Below are 17,366 nucleotides of genomic sequence, written 5' to 3'. Positions count from 1 at the left end.
GCAGCGACCGCGCGCAGAAGTTCTTGTCGAAGATTCTGTCGCACTAATTCAGTCGTCATTCCGGGATGCGCCGAAGGCGCAGGCCCGGAATCCATAACCACCAGCCGGGTTATGGATTCTCAGATGCGCAATTGCGCATCATAGCTCGTCGCTTCGCGCCGCCCCGGAATGACGAAACGAGGGGTGATCGCTCCCCCCAAATGACGTATAAGCGCGCCAAATCCCCCCTTTCCCGCCAGGAGACCTGCCTTGGACCCGATCGCCTATGTCAACGGCTCATTCGTCCCGCTCTCGGACGCCAAAGTCTCGATCCTCGATCGCGGCTTCCTGTTTGCTGACGGCATCTACGAGGTCTCGGCCGTGCTCGATGGCAAGCTGGTCGACAACGCCTCGCATCTGGCGCGGCTGGAGCGCTCGGTCGGCGAGATCAAGCTGAAGCTGCCGGAGACGGTCGAGCGCATCACCGAGCTTCAGAAGGAGCTGATCGCGCGCAACAAGGTCGCCAACGGCCTCGTGTATCTCCAGGTCACGCGCGGCGCCGACAAGGGCCGCGACTTCGCCTTCCCCAAGGGCGACGTCAAGTCGAGCCTGGTGATGTTCACCTCCGAAAAGGACATCATCAACGCCGCTTCGGCCAAGACCGGCATCAACGTGATCACGGTGCCCGACATCCGCTGGGAGCGCCGCGACATCAAGAGCGTGGCGCTGCTGGCGCAGGTGCTCGCGAAGCAGGCCGCGGCCGAAGCCGGCGCCGGTGAAGCCTGGATGCTCGAGGACGGCTATGTCACCGAAGGCGGCTCGTCCTCGGCGTTCATCCTCACCAAGGATGACGTCATCGTAACGCGGAAAAACTCCAACGCGATCCTGCCGGGTTGCACCCGCAAGGCCGTGGTGGCGCTCGCCGAGGAGCGCCAGCTCCGCGTCGAGGAGCGTTCCTTCACCGTGGCCGAGGCGCTGGCTGCGAAGGAAGCCTTTGCCACGTCGGCTTCATTGTTCGTTCAGCCTGTGGTCGCGATCGACGGCAAGAAGGTCGGCGATGGCAGGCCCGGCCCGATGGCAACGCGGCTGCGCGAGATCTACGTGGAGTTCGCCAAGGCGACGGCGGTTTAGGCCACATTCTCCGCTGTCATCGCCCGCGAAGGCGGGCGATCCAGTACGCCGCGGCCTCGCGGTTGGATCACTACGGCCTCTGGGATACTGGATGCCCCGCCTTCGCGGGGCATGACAGTCTTGCGTGGGGAGATACCGTCCCTCACGCCACTGACGCCTTCACCTTCACCGGATGCACCGCACGGAACGCGATCGCGATCCTGTTCCAGGCGTTGATGGCGCCGATCAGCATGGTCAGGTTCACCGTCTCCCCCTCGGAGAACTGTGCGCGGACCTGTTCGTAGACGTCGTCGGGCGCGTGGGTCTCGGAGATCAGGGTCACCGACTCGGTCCAGGCCAGCGCGGCGCGCTCGCGGTCGGTGTAGAGCGGGGATTCGCGCCAGGCATTGAGCAGGTAGATGCGCTGCTCGGTCTCGCCGCGCTTGCGGGCGTCCTCGGTGTGCATGTTGATGCAGAAGGCGCAGCCGTTGATCTGCGATGCGCGGATCTTGACGAGTTCGATCAGCGATTTCTCGAGTCCCGTGGACTGGATCTGCGCCTCCAGCGCCATCAGCGCTTTCACCGTGTCGGGTGCGGCCTGGTAGTAGTTCATGCGGGGTTTCATGGTCGTTCTCCTTGCTTAGGTGGGTTGATCTCAGTGGGCGCCACCGGCCGAGGCCTGGCCGGGCTTCTTCAGGAAGAAGACAGCGATCAGGGCGACGATCAGTGCCATGCCGAGCAGATAGAAGGTGTCGCTGAAGGCAAGAATGTAAGCCTGCTTCTGCACGATATGGCCGATCGCGACATAGGCGCGATGCGACGCATCCGCACGGTCGAGGACGCCGTGATTGATGAAATACTGAGTGAGCTGCTCCAGCCGCGTGCGGGTGGCCTGCTCGAACACCGAGACCGACTGCATCAGCACGTTGGAGTGATATTGCTCGCGCTTGGTCAACACGGTCTGCAGCAGCGCGATGCCGACAGCGCCGCCGAGATTGCGCATCATGTTGAACAGGCCGGAGGCCGAGCCCGCGTTCTCCGGCTCGATACCGGCGGTTGCGACCGCCGACAATGGTGCCATGACAAGGGCCTGACCGATCGCACGGACGACGTTGGGCCACAAGAGCTGGTCGGCGGCGTAGTCGTTGGTCATGGTGATGTTCATGAAGTTGGAGCCTGCGAACAGGACGAAACCGACGCCGATGACGATGCGCGCATCGAACTTCTGCATCAGGCGGGGCACCAGCGGGATCAGCACGAGCTGCGGCAGGCCGGTCCAGGCCAGCACCATGCCGATCTGCTCGGCGTTGTAGCCCTGGATGCGTGACAGATATTGCGGCAGGATGAACACCGAGCCGTAGAGCGCGATGCCGAGCAGGAAATTCGCGAGCATGCCGAAGCCGAAATTGCGGCGCACCAGCAGGCGCAAATTGAGGAGCGGCTTCTTCACCGTGAGCTCGATGATCAGGAAGGCGGTCAGTGCGACGGCTGCGATCACGGACAGCCTGACGATGAAGGGTGAGCCAAACCAGTCGTCCTTGTTGCCTTCCTCCAGCACGGTCTGCAGCGCGGACAGGCCGATCGCCATGGTGACGATGCCGGCCCAGTCGCCCTCGCGCAGCAGCGACAGCTTCATCGGCTTGGCGTCGAGCGCATACCAGAGCATGCCAACCATGATCGCGCCGGGCACGAGGTTGACGTAGAAGATGTACTGCCAGCCAAAGTTCTCGGTGAGATAGCCGCCGATGGTCGGGCCGATCGCCGGGGCGAACGTCGCCGACAGCGCGAACATTGCAAGGCCCACAGGCTGTTTTCCGCGCGGCAGCAGCGTGATGATCAGCGTGAAAGCCATCGGGATCAGCACGCCGCCGGTGAAGCCCTGGACAGCGCGGAGCGCGATCATCTGCGGCAGGTCCTGCGCCAGCGCACAGGCCGCGGAGAGGAGCAGGAACAGGATCGCGTTGGTCAGTAGATAGATCCGGATCGAGAACACCTGTGCGAGCCAGCCGGAGAGCGGGATCACCACGATCTCGGCGATCAGATAGGAGGTCGAGATCCAGCCACCGTCGTCGATGCCGGCGCCGATCGCGCCCTGGATATCGGCGAGCGAGGCATTGACGATCTGGATGTTCAGCACCGCCATGAAGGCGCCGAGCGTGGCGCCGCTGACGGCGATCCAGGTCTTGGCCGGCACCGCCGGCGCGGCGGGGGTGGGGAGATTGGCAGCGGAGGCGGCGTTGATGGTCGGCTGGAGCGTGCTCATGGAAGCCTCGTCTCGGATACGGAGACAGGATGCATTAGGCGGATGGTTTCGATAATCGAGGAAGTCTTGGAAGGATCATCCGGCAGGGCTTGATAATCCTGCTGGCCCTTCCCGGCCTCAGCCGCCGTTCGGGCGGGACGTGTTGTCGGCGAGGCGTTTGGCCGTCTCGCGCTCGGCCAGCACGGTCGCCTTGGTGTCGACGGTCGGGATCGCCGACATGCCGGGCCGCAGCAGGCCAGTCAGGCTGTGGTCGTCGAGCACGATCTTCACCGGGACGCGCTGCACGATCTTGGTGAAATTGCCGGTGGCGTTGTCGGGCGGCAGCAGGGCGAATTCGAGCCCGCTCGCCGGCGACAGGCTGTCGACATGGCCGTGCAGGGTCTGGTTGCGGAAGCTGTCGACGCTCAACTCGACCGGCTGGCCCGGACGCACATGCGTGAGCTGTGTTTCCTTGAAATTTGCGACCACATAGACCGCATCAAGTGGCACCACGGCCATCAACTGCGTGCCCGCCTGCACGAACTGGCCGACCCGCAGCGAACGGGCGCCGACCGTGCCGTCGACCGGCGCGGTGATCTCGGTATAGGACAGGTTCAGCGCCGCCTGCTGCGCGACCGCGCGGGCGCGTTCGAGCTGGGCCGTGGCCTGGGCGCGCTGGGTGGTGAGAACATCGACCTTGCGCTGCGCGGCCACGAGGCCTGACTTGGCATGCTGCAATTGGGCGTTGCTGGCGCGTAGCGCCGCATCGGTCTGCTGGGCGCGCTGGATTGTGCCGGAGCCCGATTTCATCAGGTCGTCGTAGCGGGCGCGTTCCTCCTGCGCGAATTTCAGATTGGCGTCTGCAGCCGTGACATCGGCGGTACTCTGCTCGATGATCGGCTGCTGCAGTTCGAGCTGGGCATCGATGTTGCGCACCGAGGCTTCGCCGGCGGCGACGTCGGCGCGAGCCTGGTCGAGCGCGGCCTTGAAGTCGCGGTCGTCGATCTTCGCCAGCGTCCGGCCCGCCTTGACCTTCTCGTTGTCGCCGACCAGCACCTTGGCGATGTAGCCCGAGACCTTCGGCGCGATGATGGTGGAATCGGCCTTCACATAGGCGTCATCGGTGGATTCGAGGTAGCGGCCGTTCCTCAGGTAATCGTAGCCGTAGTCACCGGCCACGGCGATGCCGAGGGCCAGCGCCAGGCCGATGGCCGCCCGCTTGATCGCCTGGCGGGATGGGCGGAGACTGATTTTCTCATTGGTTTCAGTGACATAAGAAGCGTTCGACATGGCATCCTCGGCAATTCCCAGGCGGCCCGTTTCGAACGGTACGCCAATGACGCCCGTAAGATGCGTTGTCCCGGTGATTGTGATAATCCCGGAATTAATGGAAGCATTATCCACCAATGGCGGATAATCGGAGCCTCACATGGACCGCTTCACCAGCCTCACCGCCTTCGTCCGGGTGGTCGAAAATGGCGGCTTCTCTGCTGCCGCCCGCAGGCTCAACATGTCGACGACCATGGTGAGCAACCATGTCCAGGCGCTGGAGGACCGGCTCGGAGCGCGGCTGCTCAACCGCACCACGCGGAAAGTGAGCCTCACCGAGATCGGCAAGGCCTATTACGACCGCTCGACCCAGATCCTCGCCGATCTCGAACAGGCCGACGACATCGCCGGCGCGCTGCAGTCGACGCCGCGCGGCACGCTGCGCATCCACACCGCCACCCACATGGTGCAGTTCGTCGCGCCCGTGATGGCGGAATTCCTCGCGACCTATCCCGAGGTGAAGGTCGATTTGCGCATGGGCGAGACCAATGTCGACCTGATCGAGGAAGGGTATGATCTCGCGCTGCGCATGATCGCGCCGCCGGACTCGAGCCTGATCGTGCGAAGCCTTGCGACCTGGCGGCACGTGCTGTGCTGCTCGCACGCCTATATCGAGGCGCATGGGCGCGTGCAGACGCTCGAGGAGCTCGCCGAGCACAATTGCGTGCGCCACATCAACTACCCCTTCGACGAGTGGCGCTTCTTCGATCGCAAGGGCACGCCGGCCTCGGTGCGCGTGTCGGGCAATCTGGTCACCAACAGTGGCGAAGCCCTCCGCGAGGCGACTTTGCAGGGCGCAGGTGTCAGTCTGGCAGCCGGATTCCTGGTGAGCGACGATCTCGACGCCGGCCGGCTGGTGCGCCTCCTGCCGGAATACCGGCCGGTCGAGATGTCGATGAACGCGGTCTATCCGCATCGCCACCATCTGTCGGCGAAGGTCAGGACGTTCATCGACATGCTCGTGCACCACAGCGCCGAGCAGCAGAAGCTGATCAATCCCTATTCATGACGAGATGCTGGGCCGTCTGGCGCTCGACGTCGGCCATGACCTTGTGAATGGCGGCGTCCTTTACGGGGCCGTAGCCGCGAATCTCCATCGGCGCTTTTGCGATGGCGACGAGATCGGGTAGTTGCGCCACGTCGAGCCTGCCAAGCATTCGTTCGATCAGTCCTTCATACCAGGTGATCAGTTCTCGCTCCGTGCGCCGTTCCGCGGTGTAGCCGAACGGATCGAACGGTGTCCCGCGTAAGCCCTTCAGCCGCGCGAGCACACCGAGCGGCAACTGGATCCACGGACCGAAGGTACGCTTGCACGGCCGGCCGCGGGCGTCGCGTTTGGACGGCAGGAAGGGCGGGGCGAGGTGATAGTGGATGCTGAAGCCGTCCTCGAATTCGCGCTTCAATTCGTCGCGGAAGCCGCTCTGCGTGTGCAGGCGCGCCACCTCGTACTCGTCCTTGTAAGCCATCAGCTTGAACAGGGCGCGCGCGACTGCCTCGGTGAATGCCGTGCTGTTCAAGGCGGCTTCGGCGTCGCGGGTCTTTGTGACGATCGCCCGATAACGCGCCGCATAGGGATCATTCTGATAGGCGGTGAGGAAATCGGCGCGCCGGTCAATCAGCTGGTCGAGCGTCTCCGCCTTGGGCGCTTCTTCTACCTTCGGCAGAGAGCCCGGATCGGCGGCGGCGATCCGGCCCCAGGCAAATGCCTGCTTGTTGCGCTCGACTGCGACGCCGTTGAGCTCGATTGCGCGCAGCAGTGCCGATAGCGAGACTGGAACCAGTCCGCGCTGCCAGGCAAAGCCGAGCATGATGATGTTGGCATAGACAGCATCGCCGAGCAGCCGTTCGGCCAGCGCATTCGCATTGATCGTGCCGAGATTGCCGTCTCCGATGACGCGGCCAATCGCGTGCAGGCGGGCGGGCGAGGCGAGATCGGCGTCGCGGAAGCGGACGACGTCGCCGGTCGGCATCTCCGCGGTGTTGACCGCGGCGCGCGTGCCGCGGCGATAGGTGCCTGACGCCTTTGGCGAGGAGCTGACGACGAGGTCGCAGCCGATCAGCGCATCGGCCGCGCCCTGGTCGATGCGCACCTGATGCAGCGCCTCGGGCGACGCGGCAAGCCGGATGTAGCTGAGTACGGGCCCGAATTTTTGCGCAAAGCCGGTAAAGTCGAGGACCGAGACGCCGCGGCGTTCCAGGTGGGCGGCCATGCCGATCAGGGCGCCGACCGTGATCACGCCGGTGCCACCGACGCCGGTCACCAGCAGGTCGTAGGGATGGTCGAGTGTGGCGGGAGTGGGCAGGGGAAGCGTGGCCGCGCGGCCGATTGCGTCGATCCGGCTCGCGCTTTTCTTCCGGCGCGTCGCCCCTTCGACGGTGACAAAGCTCGGGCAGAATCCGTTGAGGCAGGAAAAGTCCTTGTTGCAGGCTGACAGATTGATCTGGCGCTTGCGGCCGAACGGTGTCTCCTTCGGCTCGACGCTGAGGCAGTTGGACTCGACCGAGCAGTCGCCACAGCCTTCGCAGACGAGATCGTTGATGTAGGCAAAGCGTTTGGGATCGGCCAACTTCCCGCGCTTGCGCCGGCGCCGCTTCTCGGTGGCGCAGGTCTGCTGATAGATCAGGACCGAGACGCCGGAGACGTCACGCAGCTCGCGCTGCACGGCGTCCATCTCCTCGCGCGGATGAATGGTAACGCCGATCGGCAGGTCTGCCGGAGAGAACTGCGCGGGATCGTCCGACACCAGAGCGATGCGCGCAACGCCTTCAGCGCGGACGCTGTGTGCTATCGCATGCACGCTGATGGGGCCGTCGACCGGCTGGCCGCCGGTCATCGCCACGGCATCGTTGAACAGGATCTTGTAGGTGATGTTGGCTTTTGCCGCGATCGCCTGCCGGATCGCCATCGAGCCCGAGTGGTAATAGGTGCCTTCGCCGAGGTTCTGGAACACATGCTTGTGGCCGGTGAATCGTGACGAGGCCGCCCAGTTCACGCCTTCACCGCCCATCTGGATCAGCGAGGAGGTCTCGCGGTCCATCCAGCTTGCCATGAAGTGGCAGCCGATGCCGGCCAGCGCCTTCGATCCATCAGGCACCTTTGTCGATGTATTGTGCGGGCAGCCGGAACAGAAGTACGGCGTGCGGGTCGCGCCTGAGACGTTGATCGTGCGATCGGCCTCCGGCAGCAGCGCGGCGGCCCGCGCGGCGAGATTGAGGCCCGGAAACATCGGATCGAGCCGGCGCGCCAGCACGGACGCCAGCGCGCGCGGCGACAATTCGCCGATCCAGGAGATCAGCCGCGCGCCGGTCTCGTCGTGCTTGCCGACCATGCGCTCGGGCTTCGCGCCCGGATAGTCGTAGAAATATTCCTTGAACTGGCTTTCGATGATGCCGCGCTTCTCCTCGACGACGAGGATCTCGCGCTTGCCCTTCACGAACGCCATGGCGTCATGCAGCGCCAACGGCCAGACCATGCCGACCTTGTAGACGTCGATGCCGATACCGCGGCAGGCGGCTTCATCGAGGCCTATCAGCCGCAGCGCTTCCATCAGGTCGAGATGCGCCTTGCCCGTCGTGACGATGCCGTACGTTGCGCTGGGAATGTCGTAGACGTGACGATCGATCGGATTGGCCTTCGCGAAGGCGTAGACCGCGTGCTTCTTGGCCTCCAGCCGCTCCTCGATCTGCGGGCCCGGCAGGTCGGGCCAGCGATAGTGCAGGCCACCCGGCGGCGGCGTGAAGTCGGGCGTGCGGAAGAGGCGCGGCGGGCGCAGCGCGACGGACGCGCCTGATTCCACGATCTCCGAGATCGCCTTGAAGCCGACCCACATGCCGGAGAAGCGGCTCAGCGCATAGCCATACTCGCCGAACTCCAGATATTCGCCGACGCTGGCCGGATGCAGCGTCGGCATGAACCAGCTCATGAAGGCGACGTCGGACTGGTGCGGCATCGACGATGACACGCAGCCATGGTCGTCGCCCGCGACCACGAGCACGCCGCCATGCGGGGAGGAGCCGTAAGCGTTGCCGTGCTTGAGCGCATCGCCTGAGCGATCGACGCCGGGGCCCTTGCCGTACCAGAGCCCGAACACGCCATCGACCTCGCGATCTCCTTGCGTCTCGACCTGCTGCGAGCCGAGCACCGCGGTCGCAGCGAGATCCTCGTTCACGGCCGGCAGGAATTCGATGCGGTCCTGCTTCAATCGCTCCTGGATGCGCCAGAGCTCGAGATCGATGCCGCTGAGCGGCGAGCCGCGATAGCCGGAGATGAAGCCAGCGGTGTTGAGGCCGTTCGCACGGTCGCGCCTGATCTGGTCGAGCGCGATACGGACGATTGCCTGCGTGCCCGTGAGGAAGGCGCGGCCCTCCTCGCGGTCGTAGCGGTCGGAAAGCTCATAGGTGTCGAGTGACGGAATGGCGTCCATGCGGACCTCCAGCGGCATCCTTGCCGGACCGGCGAAGATTAAGCCCGGAGCGATGGTAGGTCTTACCTATCCATTCTGATCTGAAGCGTTTTCCGGTAGGATTTTGCGCAAATGGCCGAATATTGGTACATTCTATCGAATAGAGGGGCCCTCATGATCGAAGACCAGGACGCGCGGATTCTCGCCCATCTCCAGAAGGATGGCCGCGCCACCAACCAGCAGCTCGCGGAGGAGGTCGGCATGTCGACCTCGGCGTGCTGGCGCCGGGTGCGTGCTCTGGAAGAGAGCGGCGTCATCCAGGGCTATGCGGCGCTGGTTGCGCGCGAGCAGGCGGGCTTTGCGATGTCCGCGATCCTCCATGTCTCGCTGGAGCGGCACGACGCAAAATTCGTCGACGAGTTCGTCGCGCGGGTGACAAAGCGGCGCGAGGTGCTGGAGTGCTTTGCGACCACGGGCGATGCGGATTATCACTTGCGCGTCGTCGTGCAGGACATGATCGCCTACAACAGATTCCTCGACGAGTTCATGTTCCGCATCCCCGGCATCCGCTACGTCCGCAGCAACGTGGTGCTGAAGGAGATCAAGACCGGCGTGGCGCTGCCGTTTTGAGCTGGCGCAGTGCCGTAGGGTGGGCAAAGCGAAGCGTGCCCACCTTTTGCCGAAGTGTGAAAGAGCGGTGGGCACGGCGCTGGCGCGCCTTTGCCCACCCTACGGCATCTGCCTTACCGCTGCTCCCGCACAAACCTGTTCCGCAACGTCCCGATGCCGGTGATGTCGATCTCCACGACATCGCCGTGCTTGATATCAGGAGAGGCGCCGTCCGTGCCCATCCAGATCACGTCGCCGGGCCATAGCGTGAAATACTTGGTCAGCTCGACCAGAAACGGCACCACCCCAAAGATCATGTCGTTTGTGTGGAAGCGGTTGGTCTCCTTGCCGTTGACCCTGACGATCGTCTGCATCTTGGCGAGATCGGCCTCGGTCTCGATCCACGGCCCCATCGGCTTGAACGTGTCGGCGTTCTTCGAGCGCCACAGGCCGCGGTCGGCCTTCTGCCAGCTGCGCTCGCTGACGTCGTTGCCGATGGTGTAGCCGAATACGCAATCCATCGCGTTCTGCTTGGTGAGATGCTTCACCTTCTTGCCGATGACAACGACGAGCTCGCCTTCATAGTGGATCTTGTCCGTCGCGAACGACGGGATCACAACGTCCTCGTCATGTGCGATCAGCGCGTTCTGCGCGCGATAGCCAATCTCGGGCCTATCAGGCACCGCCGGCACCTCGCCGCGCTTGTCGGCGGCTTCCTTCAGGTGCTTCAGGTAGTTCAGGCCGACGCAATAGAAGGTGCGCGGGATCAGCGGCAGCTCGATCTTGACCTGCGACAGCGGATGCGTGCGCGAGGTGCGCTGCCATTCGCCGAAGGGATCGCCGTCGACCGCGATCACCTGGTCGCCCTCAATGATCCCCCACGATGTCTTGTCCGAGGTGGTGAATTTCAGCCAGCGCATAGTCTGTCCTCGTTGTTATTCCGCGGCATCGCCCGGCTGTGCCTTCCAGGCGCCGGCGGCCGGCCGCTTCAGCCCGAGATTTTCCCGCAGCGTCTTGCCGCGATAATCCTTCTGGAACAAGCCGCGCCGCTGCAATTCCGGAACGATGTGTCGCACGAAGTCCGCGTAGGAGCCGGGTACGTAGGTCGCGGCGATGACGAAGCCGTCGCAGCCACGCTCGACGAACATCTCTTCAAGCTTGTCCGCGATCTCCTTGGGGCCGCCGACCATCGCGTCATGCACCTGGCCACGGCCGGAGAAGGTGACGAAGTCGCGCGCGCTTGGGTTGCTCTTGCCTGATGTCTTGAGCACGCCGTCGCGGATGCCCAAAATGCCCTGCATGCTTTTCAGCTCTTCCGTCGTCAGTGGCTCGTCGAGATCCTTGGAAGCGAAATCGTAGTTGAGCGCTTCGGCGAGCAGTGACAGCGCGTCGATCTCGAGCGGAAGCTTGTTGATCAGGGCCATCTTGTCCTCGGCTTCGGCCTTGGTGGCTGCGCAGACCGGCGTCGTCAGGTTGCAGAGGAACATCTGGTCGGGATCGCGGCCGGCCTTGGCCGCTTCGTTGCGCACGGCCGCGTAACCCTCCTTGGCGCCTGCGAGATTGCGCGCGGCGGTGAAGATCACCTCGCCCCATCGGCCGGCAAAGCGCTGCCCGCGGCCGGATGCGCCGGCCTGGATGATCACGGGATGGCCCTGATCCGAGCGCGGCACGGTGAATGGCCCGCGGGACTTGAAGGCGGGTCCCTTGTGATCGAGCCGCTTCACCTTGGCCGGATCGGCAAAGCGGCCGCTTTTCTTGTCCATGATGAGCGCGCCGTCTTCCCAGGTGTCCCAATGGCCGAGCACCACCTCCATGAATTCGTCGGCGCGGTCGTAGCGGGAGTCGTGTTCGGGATGGGAGTCGCGCCCCATGTTGAGCGCCTCGCCGTCATTGAGCGAGGTGACGACGTTCCAGCCTGCGCGTCCGCCCGACATCAAATCGAGTGTGGCGAACCGGCGCGCGACGTCGAAGGGCTCGTAATAGGTGGTCGAGCAGGTGGCCCCTAAGCCGAGCTTGTCCGTGACCATGCCCATCGTGGTCAGCACGATCAGCGGATCCATCTTCACGCAGCGGATGCCATATTCGACGGTGTGGGCGTGGTCGTTGCCGTAACGGTCCGGCATCGCCAGGCGATCGTCGAAGAAGGCCATGTGGAATTTGCCGGCTTCGAGGATCCTGGCGATCTCCTGATAGTAATCCGCCGACATCGAATCGTCGCGCGAATCCGGATGCCGCCAGGAACTCGGCAAATTCGTGCAGTTCTGCGCCTGGAGGAAGCCAACCAGTACCATCTGCCGCGTCATGCTGCTGCTCTCCAAAATTCCGTCAGGTCAGGTCGAGGATTGTTTCGAGCCTGTACTCGCGCGCCAGCGCGCGCAGCTTGTCCCAGGTCGCATCCTCGATCTCGATGCCGTCCCGCAGGCGCTGCTGCTCGCGCAAACCTTCGATCTCGCCGGGATAGTAGACGCCTTTGCTGCCCTCGGACGGCGGTGTCGATTTCAGGTAATGCGCGAACTCCGCGACCTCGCGCTTGAATTCCTTCAGCGGGCGGAACGCGGCGACGTTGAACACCGCCATGAAGCAGCCGTCATTGTGCCGCCCGGTCGGCTCGACGCCGAAGCCGAGACCGGTGAGCAGACCGCACAACACCTCGACCATGGCGGCCAGGCCGCTGCCCTTGTAGCCCTCGGTGCCGCCGAGCGGCAGCAGCGCGCCGCCCTTGCGGTATTGGGTCGGATCGGTGGTGTGCCGGCCCTCGGCATCGATGATCCACCCCGTTGGAATCTCCTCGCCGCGGGCGACAGCGAGCTGGATCTTGCCGGCCGCGACCGCCGAGGTCGCCATGTCCAGATAGAAGGGGGCATCGAGGTCGGACGGCACGGCGATCGAGATCGGGTTGGTGCCGAGCCGCGCTTCCTTGCCCCCGAACGGCGCCACGTGCTTCGGCGAGCGGCCGGAATCCGCCGTCGCAATCCCGATCATGCCTTCGCGCATCGCCATCAGCGGATAGGCGGCGAGGCGGCCGACATGGCTCTGCCGGAACACGGTGCAGGCGGCGACATTCGCCGTCTTGGCTTTCTCGATCGTCAGCGCCATCGCCTTGGCGTTGATGTGGAAGCCAAAACCCCACTGGCCGTCGATCACGGTCGTGGTTGCTGATTCCTGGACGATGGACCACTTCGCGCCGGGAACGATGTGGCCGGCCTTGATACGGTCGATGTAGGTTGGAACAGCAATCACGCCGTGAGAGTCGTGGCCGGCGAGATTGGCGTTGACGCAGCCGACGGCCACGGCGTCGGCTTCTTCCTCGGAGGCTCCTGCGGCACGGAGCAGTGCGGCGCTGACGTGCGTGAGGCGGTCGGCCCTGACGATCGGCATGGCGTTTCCTCGGCTGGTACCCTTAACGGGCTGCTCGTTGGGTGCCATCGTCTCAAAGCGCGGGAGCGATATCAATCTCCCGTAAACCAATACAGGGCTGCAAATTCGCAAAGAGAACGCGCCTTTGGTTGCAGGTTCTGCGCGCCGGCATCCCGTGCGGCGGGATTATCGACAGTTTGGCACCGCTAGTTCGTACCTCGTTCACTTTGATTGTGGGTTCGCGGCACGCAATAACGACCACTTAGGCGATGGCCGTTCATAAAGCACCCCGGGATAAAAAGGGCAGAAATGCCCGGGAGTTAAGATCGTGCAGACGACCCTCGCGCGCACCTTTGCAGCGTTGAGTGCCATCAACGAAGCGATCCTCTACGCGAAGTCGCCGGACGAGCTGTACCAGAAGGTCTGCGACGCCGGGTTTGCGAGCGGAGACTTCATGGCCGTCGCGGTGTTCCTGTTGGAGCCGGACGGCCATCGGCTGCGTTTTGCCGCCGGTTGCGGCGAAGACGTCGCGCGGCTGAGCGCGATCGAGATCACGACCGAAGCTGGCACACCCGAAGGATCTGGCGTCGGCGGCGAGGCATTTCGCAGCCAGCAGCTCTGCATCAGCAATGATTTTCTGAACGACCCACGCTCGCTGGCATGGCGCGAAGGAGTGGTGAAATCCCATGTCGGCGCGGCCGCGGCCCTGCCGCTGCTTTGCAATGGCAAGAGCGTCGGCGTGCTGTTCGTGACCCGCAGTGAGGCAGGCTCGCTCGACGCCCATATGGTGTCGCTGTTCGAGCGCATGTCCGCCAACATTTCCTATGCGTTGGACAATTTCACGCGCGAGACCGCACGGCAGACCAGCGAGCGGGCGACGCGGCGGCTCAACCGCATGTTCGGCGCGCTCAGCGCGACCAACGAAGCCATCCTGCGTGCGAAAACCGAGCAGGAACTGTACCAGCTCGTGTGCGATGCCTCCGTGCATGGCGGCGAGTCGCTGGCGACATTCATTCTGCTGAAGGAGCAGGACTCGCATTGGTTGATGCCGGTCGCCGGCACCGGCGAGAACCTGGAGATCGTGGCCCAGACCCGCTACTCCGCCGATCCAGAGAATCCTTACGGTCGCGGTATTTCCGGCGAGGTGTTTCGCACGCAGAAGCCCTTTGTCGAACGCAATCTCGCGCGTCGCACCAAGGGAACACCGTGGGAGCAGGCCAATATCAAGACCAGGGTTGCCGCCTGTATCGCGGCGCCCCTGATCAAGCATGGCCAAAGCATCGGCGTCATCCTGTCCTTCCTCAGCCAGTCCTGGGCGAACGACGAGGAAATCGTCGCGCTCATGTTGCGTATCGCCGAGAACGTTTGCTTCGCCATCGAAAATTTCGACCGTGAAGCCGAGAAGGCGCGGATCGCCGAGGAGGAAGATCGCCTGGCGCGCATGTATGCGGCGCTCAGTGCGACCAACGAGGCGATCCTGCGTGCGCATTCCCGGGCCGAACTCTTCGACCTCGTGTGCGAAGCGACGGCGAAGGGCGCCAAGTTCAGCTCGGCCACCATCGCGCTCGTCGATCGCGATGCCGAGCTGCTCCGCGTTGTCGCCTGCTACGGGCCGAACGCGGATGCGGTGCGCGCCTTCAAGTTTTCCACCTCCGACCAGGTGCCCGAGGGGCGGGGGCTGACAGGAACCGCCTTCCGGACACGCCAACCCTGCGTCAGCAATGACGTACTGTCCGACGACCGGATCAAGCCCTGGCAGGCCGACGCTCGCAGCAACGGCATCGGATCCTCCGCTGCGCTGCCGCTGTTCAACGGCGACCGCGTCGAAGGCGTGTTCCTTTTCAACTCGCCCGAACGCGGCACGTTCACGCCCGAATTCGTCGAGCTGCTGCAACGGCTCCAGGCCAATGTCGCCTTCGCGCTGGACAATTTCGACCGGGCTGAAGAGCGGTCGCGGGCCGAGGCGCAGAGGGAGCGCCTGACGCGCATGTTCGCGGCGCTGAGCGACACCAATGAAGCGATCGTGCGGGCCAAGTCGCGCACTGAGCTGTTCGAGCTGGTGTGTCAGGCCGCGTCCACCGGCGGAAGATTCACCTCGACGACCATAGCGCTTGCCAGGGCCGACGGCGATCAACTCGAGATCGTCGCGGCCGCGGGGCCGTCCGCAGAGACCACCCGGAACGTTCGCCTTTCCGTCGACGCCGACCGGCCTGAAGGCCGCGGCATGAGCGGCACGGCGTTCCGCACCCGGCAGCCCTGTGTCAGCAACGATTATGTGAATGACGGCCGCGTGAGCGCCTTCCATGCCGTCCTGCAAGGCGACGGCGCGCGTTCCGGCGCGGCATTCCCGCTGATCACGCACGACAAGCCCGTCGGCGTCATGATCTACATGTCGACGGAGCAGGACACCTTCACCGGCGGGTTCGTCGAGCTGCTGCAACGCCTCGCCGGCAACGTCTCCTTTGCGATGGAGAATTTCGATCGCGCCGACGAGAAGAACCGGGCGGACGAGCGGATCGAGTACCTCGCTTCGCACGACAGCCTGACAGACCTTCCGAACCGCGAGACCTTCAATGGGTTGCTCCGCGAGGCCATCGACGCGGCGCAGCGCCACGATCACCGCTTCGCGGTGCTGTTCATCGATCTCGACCGCTTCAAGGTCATCAACGATTCGCTGGGTCACGAGGCCGGCGACCTGCTCCTGCTCGAAGTGGCCAACCGGCTGCGCGGCGCGCTGCGGAAAAGTGACGTGGTCGCGCGTCTCGGCGGCGACGAGTTCGTGGTGATCCTCGATCAGTGCGGCGAGGTCGACGACGTCCAGCGCATCGCGACCGGGCTGTTGACGGCGCTCGCCGAGCCCATGGAGCTGGCCGGTCACGAGTGCCACACGACGGCGTCGATCGGCATCGCGATGTATCCGGCCAACGGCTCCGACGCCCAGACGCTGACCAAGAACGCCGATATGGCGATGTATCTCGCCAAGGAAGACGGCAAGAACGGCTATCGCTTCTTCTCCAAGGAAGTGAAGACGCAGTCGATCGAGCGGCTGTCGCTGGAGAGCGCGCTGCGCCGGGCGCTGGAGCGTGAGCAGTTCTCGCTGAACTACCAGCCCAAGGTGGACATCGACACCGGCCAGATCACCGGCGTGGAAGCGCTGCTGCGCTGGACGCATCCCGATCTCGGCAACGTTTCGCCGGCGCAATTCATTCCGCTCGCCGAGGAGACCGGACTGATCGTGCCGATCGGCCGCTGGGTGCTGAATGAAGCCTGCGCGCAGGCCATGGCCTGGCAGCGCCGCGGCCTGTTGCCGGTTTCGATGGCGGTGAACCTGTCGCCGCGGCAGTTTACCGACGAGCATCTGCTGCAGGACGTCGACGAGGCGCTGGCCGCAAGCGGCATGTCGCCGGTGCTGCTCCAGCTCGAAGTCACCGAGAGCATGATGATGCGCAATGTCGGTCGCGCGCTCAAGGTGCTCGACGCCATCCAGAGCCGAGGTATTCGCCTCGCCATCGACGATTTCGGCACCGGCTATTCGTCGATGTCGCTGATGAAGCACTTCCCGATCGATACCATCAAGATCGATCGCTCCTTCGTGCGAGACCTGCCGCGGGATTCGGAAGACCAGGCGATCGCGCAGGCGATCATCAGCATAGGCAAGGCGCTCGGCATGACCGTCGTCGCCGAAGGCGTCGAGAACGCCGAGCAGGAGGCGTTCCTGCGGACCCATGGCTGTGACGAGATGCAGGGCTTTCTGATTTCCAGGCCATTGCCGGCGCCGCAGATGGCCAAGTTGCTGCGGCCGATGGTGATGCCTGTCGCGCCACCGCTCCAACCCGAGCCGGATCTTGCCGCCGAAGAAGCCGCTGCGCTACGGTTGAAACGCGCCGTCATCTAGCGGCTGCGGATGCAGCTCGCGGACGTCGTGATCTCCGCCCTCGGTCCTGCTCGGAAAATCCTGCGGCCCCGTCAGCGACGTCTGCTCGACGAACAGCGCGAGAATCGCACGTGCGCCTTCGGCAAAGCTCGCGCCTTCGTTCAAGTCGAGTATCGTGCACCATGCGCCGCTCATCAGCTCTTGGTCGTCGAACACCGCCATGGCCGGCCCCCACCACCAGGCGGGCGCCGGCGAGCGCTCGTCCGCGGGCACGACGTGCCAGCGGGCGAACTCCTCCATGACGCGCTCGAACTCCAGGCGTGCAGCCCGATGCATTCGCTCCATGCTCCCTGGGCCCGGTGCTTGACGGCGGGCCGACGCGCGGACGTGATCGTGGCCTTGACGCTCGGAAAAATCGGCTCGCGCAATCGGCCAAGCCACGCAAGGCCGGCATCATCGCCGG

Annotated in this window: 12 protein-coding genes; 4 read left to right on the top strand and 8 right to left on the bottom strand. The window is 64.4% G+C overall.

Annotated features, from left to right (window positions below; translation table 11 throughout):
- Positions 1-249: 249 nt before the first annotated feature.
- Positions 250-1,110 (top strand): D-amino-acid transaminase, encoded by an 861-nt coding sequence (locus AC630_RS26650; protein ID WP_074121416.1) that lies wholly within the window; start codon positions 250-252, stop codon positions 1,108-1,110.
- Positions 1,111-1,252: 142 nt separating this feature from the next.
- On the opposite strand, the gene AC630_RS26645 is transcribed toward AC630_RS26650, so the two are convergent.
- From AC630_RS26645 to AC630_RS26635, 3 genes are all read right to left on the bottom strand, one after another.
- Positions 1,253-1,714 (bottom strand): carboxymuconolactone decarboxylase family protein, encoded by a 462-nt coding sequence (locus AC630_RS26645; protein WP_074121414.1) that lies wholly within the window; start codon positions 1,712-1,714, stop codon positions 1,253-1,255.
- Between the two features lie 30 nt (positions 1,715-1,744).
- A complete protein-coding gene (locus AC630_RS26640) occupies positions 1,745-3,352 on the bottom strand; it encodes an MDR family MFS transporter (protein ID WP_074121412.1) in 1,608 nt (535 codons plus the stop codon).
- Between the two features lie 117 nt (positions 3,353-3,469).
- On the bottom strand, positions 3,470-4,621 hold the full coding sequence (locus AC630_RS26635) for an HlyD family secretion protein (protein WP_074121410.1): 1,152 nt from the start codon (positions 4,619-4,621) through the stop codon (positions 3,470-3,472).
- A gap of 139 nt (positions 4,622-4,760) precedes the next feature.
- Between AC630_RS26635 and AC630_RS26630 the strand changes: the two genes are divergently transcribed.
- Positions 4,761-5,669, top strand: coding sequence for a LysR family transcriptional regulator (locus AC630_RS26630; RefSeq protein ID WP_074121409.1), 909 nt, complete (start codon positions 4,761-4,763; stop codon positions 5,667-5,669).
- Here the strand turns inward: AC630_RS26630 and AC630_RS26625 are convergent.
- A complete protein-coding gene (locus AC630_RS26625; protein ID WP_074121421.1) occupies positions 5,653-9,084 on the bottom strand; it encodes an indolepyruvate ferredoxin oxidoreductase family protein in 3,432 nt (1,143 codons plus the stop codon). The genes AC630_RS26630 and AC630_RS26625 overlap by 17 nt on opposite strands.
- 153 nt (positions 9,085-9,237) lie before the next feature.
- On the opposite strand from AC630_RS26625, the gene AC630_RS26620 reads away from it, so the two are divergent.
- Positions 9,238-9,693 (top strand): Lrp/AsnC family transcriptional regulator, encoded by a 456-nt coding sequence (locus AC630_RS26620; protein WP_074121406.1) that lies wholly within the window; start codon positions 9,238-9,240, stop codon positions 9,691-9,693.
- Positions 9,694-9,806: 113 nt separating this feature from the next.
- Here AC630_RS26620 and AC630_RS26615 read toward each other — a convergent pair whose 3' ends face one another.
- The 3 genes from AC630_RS26615 to AC630_RS26605 are packed head-to-tail and all read right to left on the bottom strand — an operon-like array spanning position 9,807 to position 13,050.
- Complete coding sequence (locus tag AC630_RS26615) at positions 9,807-10,592, bottom strand: fumarylacetoacetate hydrolase family protein (RefSeq protein WP_074121405.1); 786 nt, start codon at positions 10,590-10,592, stop codon at positions 9,807-9,809.
- A 15-nt stretch (positions 10,593-10,607) separates the two neighbouring features.
- The gene (locus tag AC630_RS26610; RefSeq protein WP_074121403.1) at positions 10,608-11,975 is read right to left on the bottom strand and encodes an LLM class flavin-dependent oxidoreductase; all 1,368 of its coding nucleotides are present in this window, start codon (positions 11,973-11,975) and stop codon (positions 10,608-10,610) included.
- A gap of 22 nt (positions 11,976-11,997) precedes the next feature.
- A complete protein-coding gene (locus AC630_RS26605; RefSeq protein WP_074121401.1) occupies positions 11,998-13,050 on the bottom strand; it encodes an Ldh family oxidoreductase in 1,053 nt (350 codons plus the stop codon).
- Positions 13,051-13,357: 307 nt separating this feature from the next.
- On the opposite strand from AC630_RS26605, the gene AC630_RS26600 reads away from it, so the two are divergent.
- Positions 13,358-16,924, top strand: a complete 3,567-nt coding sequence (locus AC630_RS26600) for a bifunctional diguanylate cyclase/phosphodiesterase (RefSeq protein ID WP_074121400.1) — start codon at positions 13,358-13,360, stop codon at positions 16,922-16,924.
- On the opposite strand, the gene AC630_RS26595 is transcribed toward AC630_RS26600, so the two are convergent.
- The gene (locus tag AC630_RS26595) at positions 16,898-17,239 is read right to left on the bottom strand and encodes a hypothetical protein (RefSeq protein ID WP_074121398.1); all 342 of its coding nucleotides are present in this window, start codon (positions 17,237-17,239) and stop codon (positions 16,898-16,900) included. The genes AC630_RS26600 and AC630_RS26595 overlap by 27 nt on opposite strands.
- Between the last annotated feature and the right edge of the window lie 127 nt (positions 17,240-17,366).

The organism is Bradyrhizobium sp. AS23.2, assembly GCF_001908185.1.
Taxonomy (GTDB): domain Bacteria; phylum Pseudomonadota; class Alphaproteobacteria; order Rhizobiales; family Xanthobacteraceae; genus Bradyrhizobium.
Note: the sequence above shows the minus strand (reverse complement) of the source record. Positions and strands in the feature narration are given on the sequence as shown.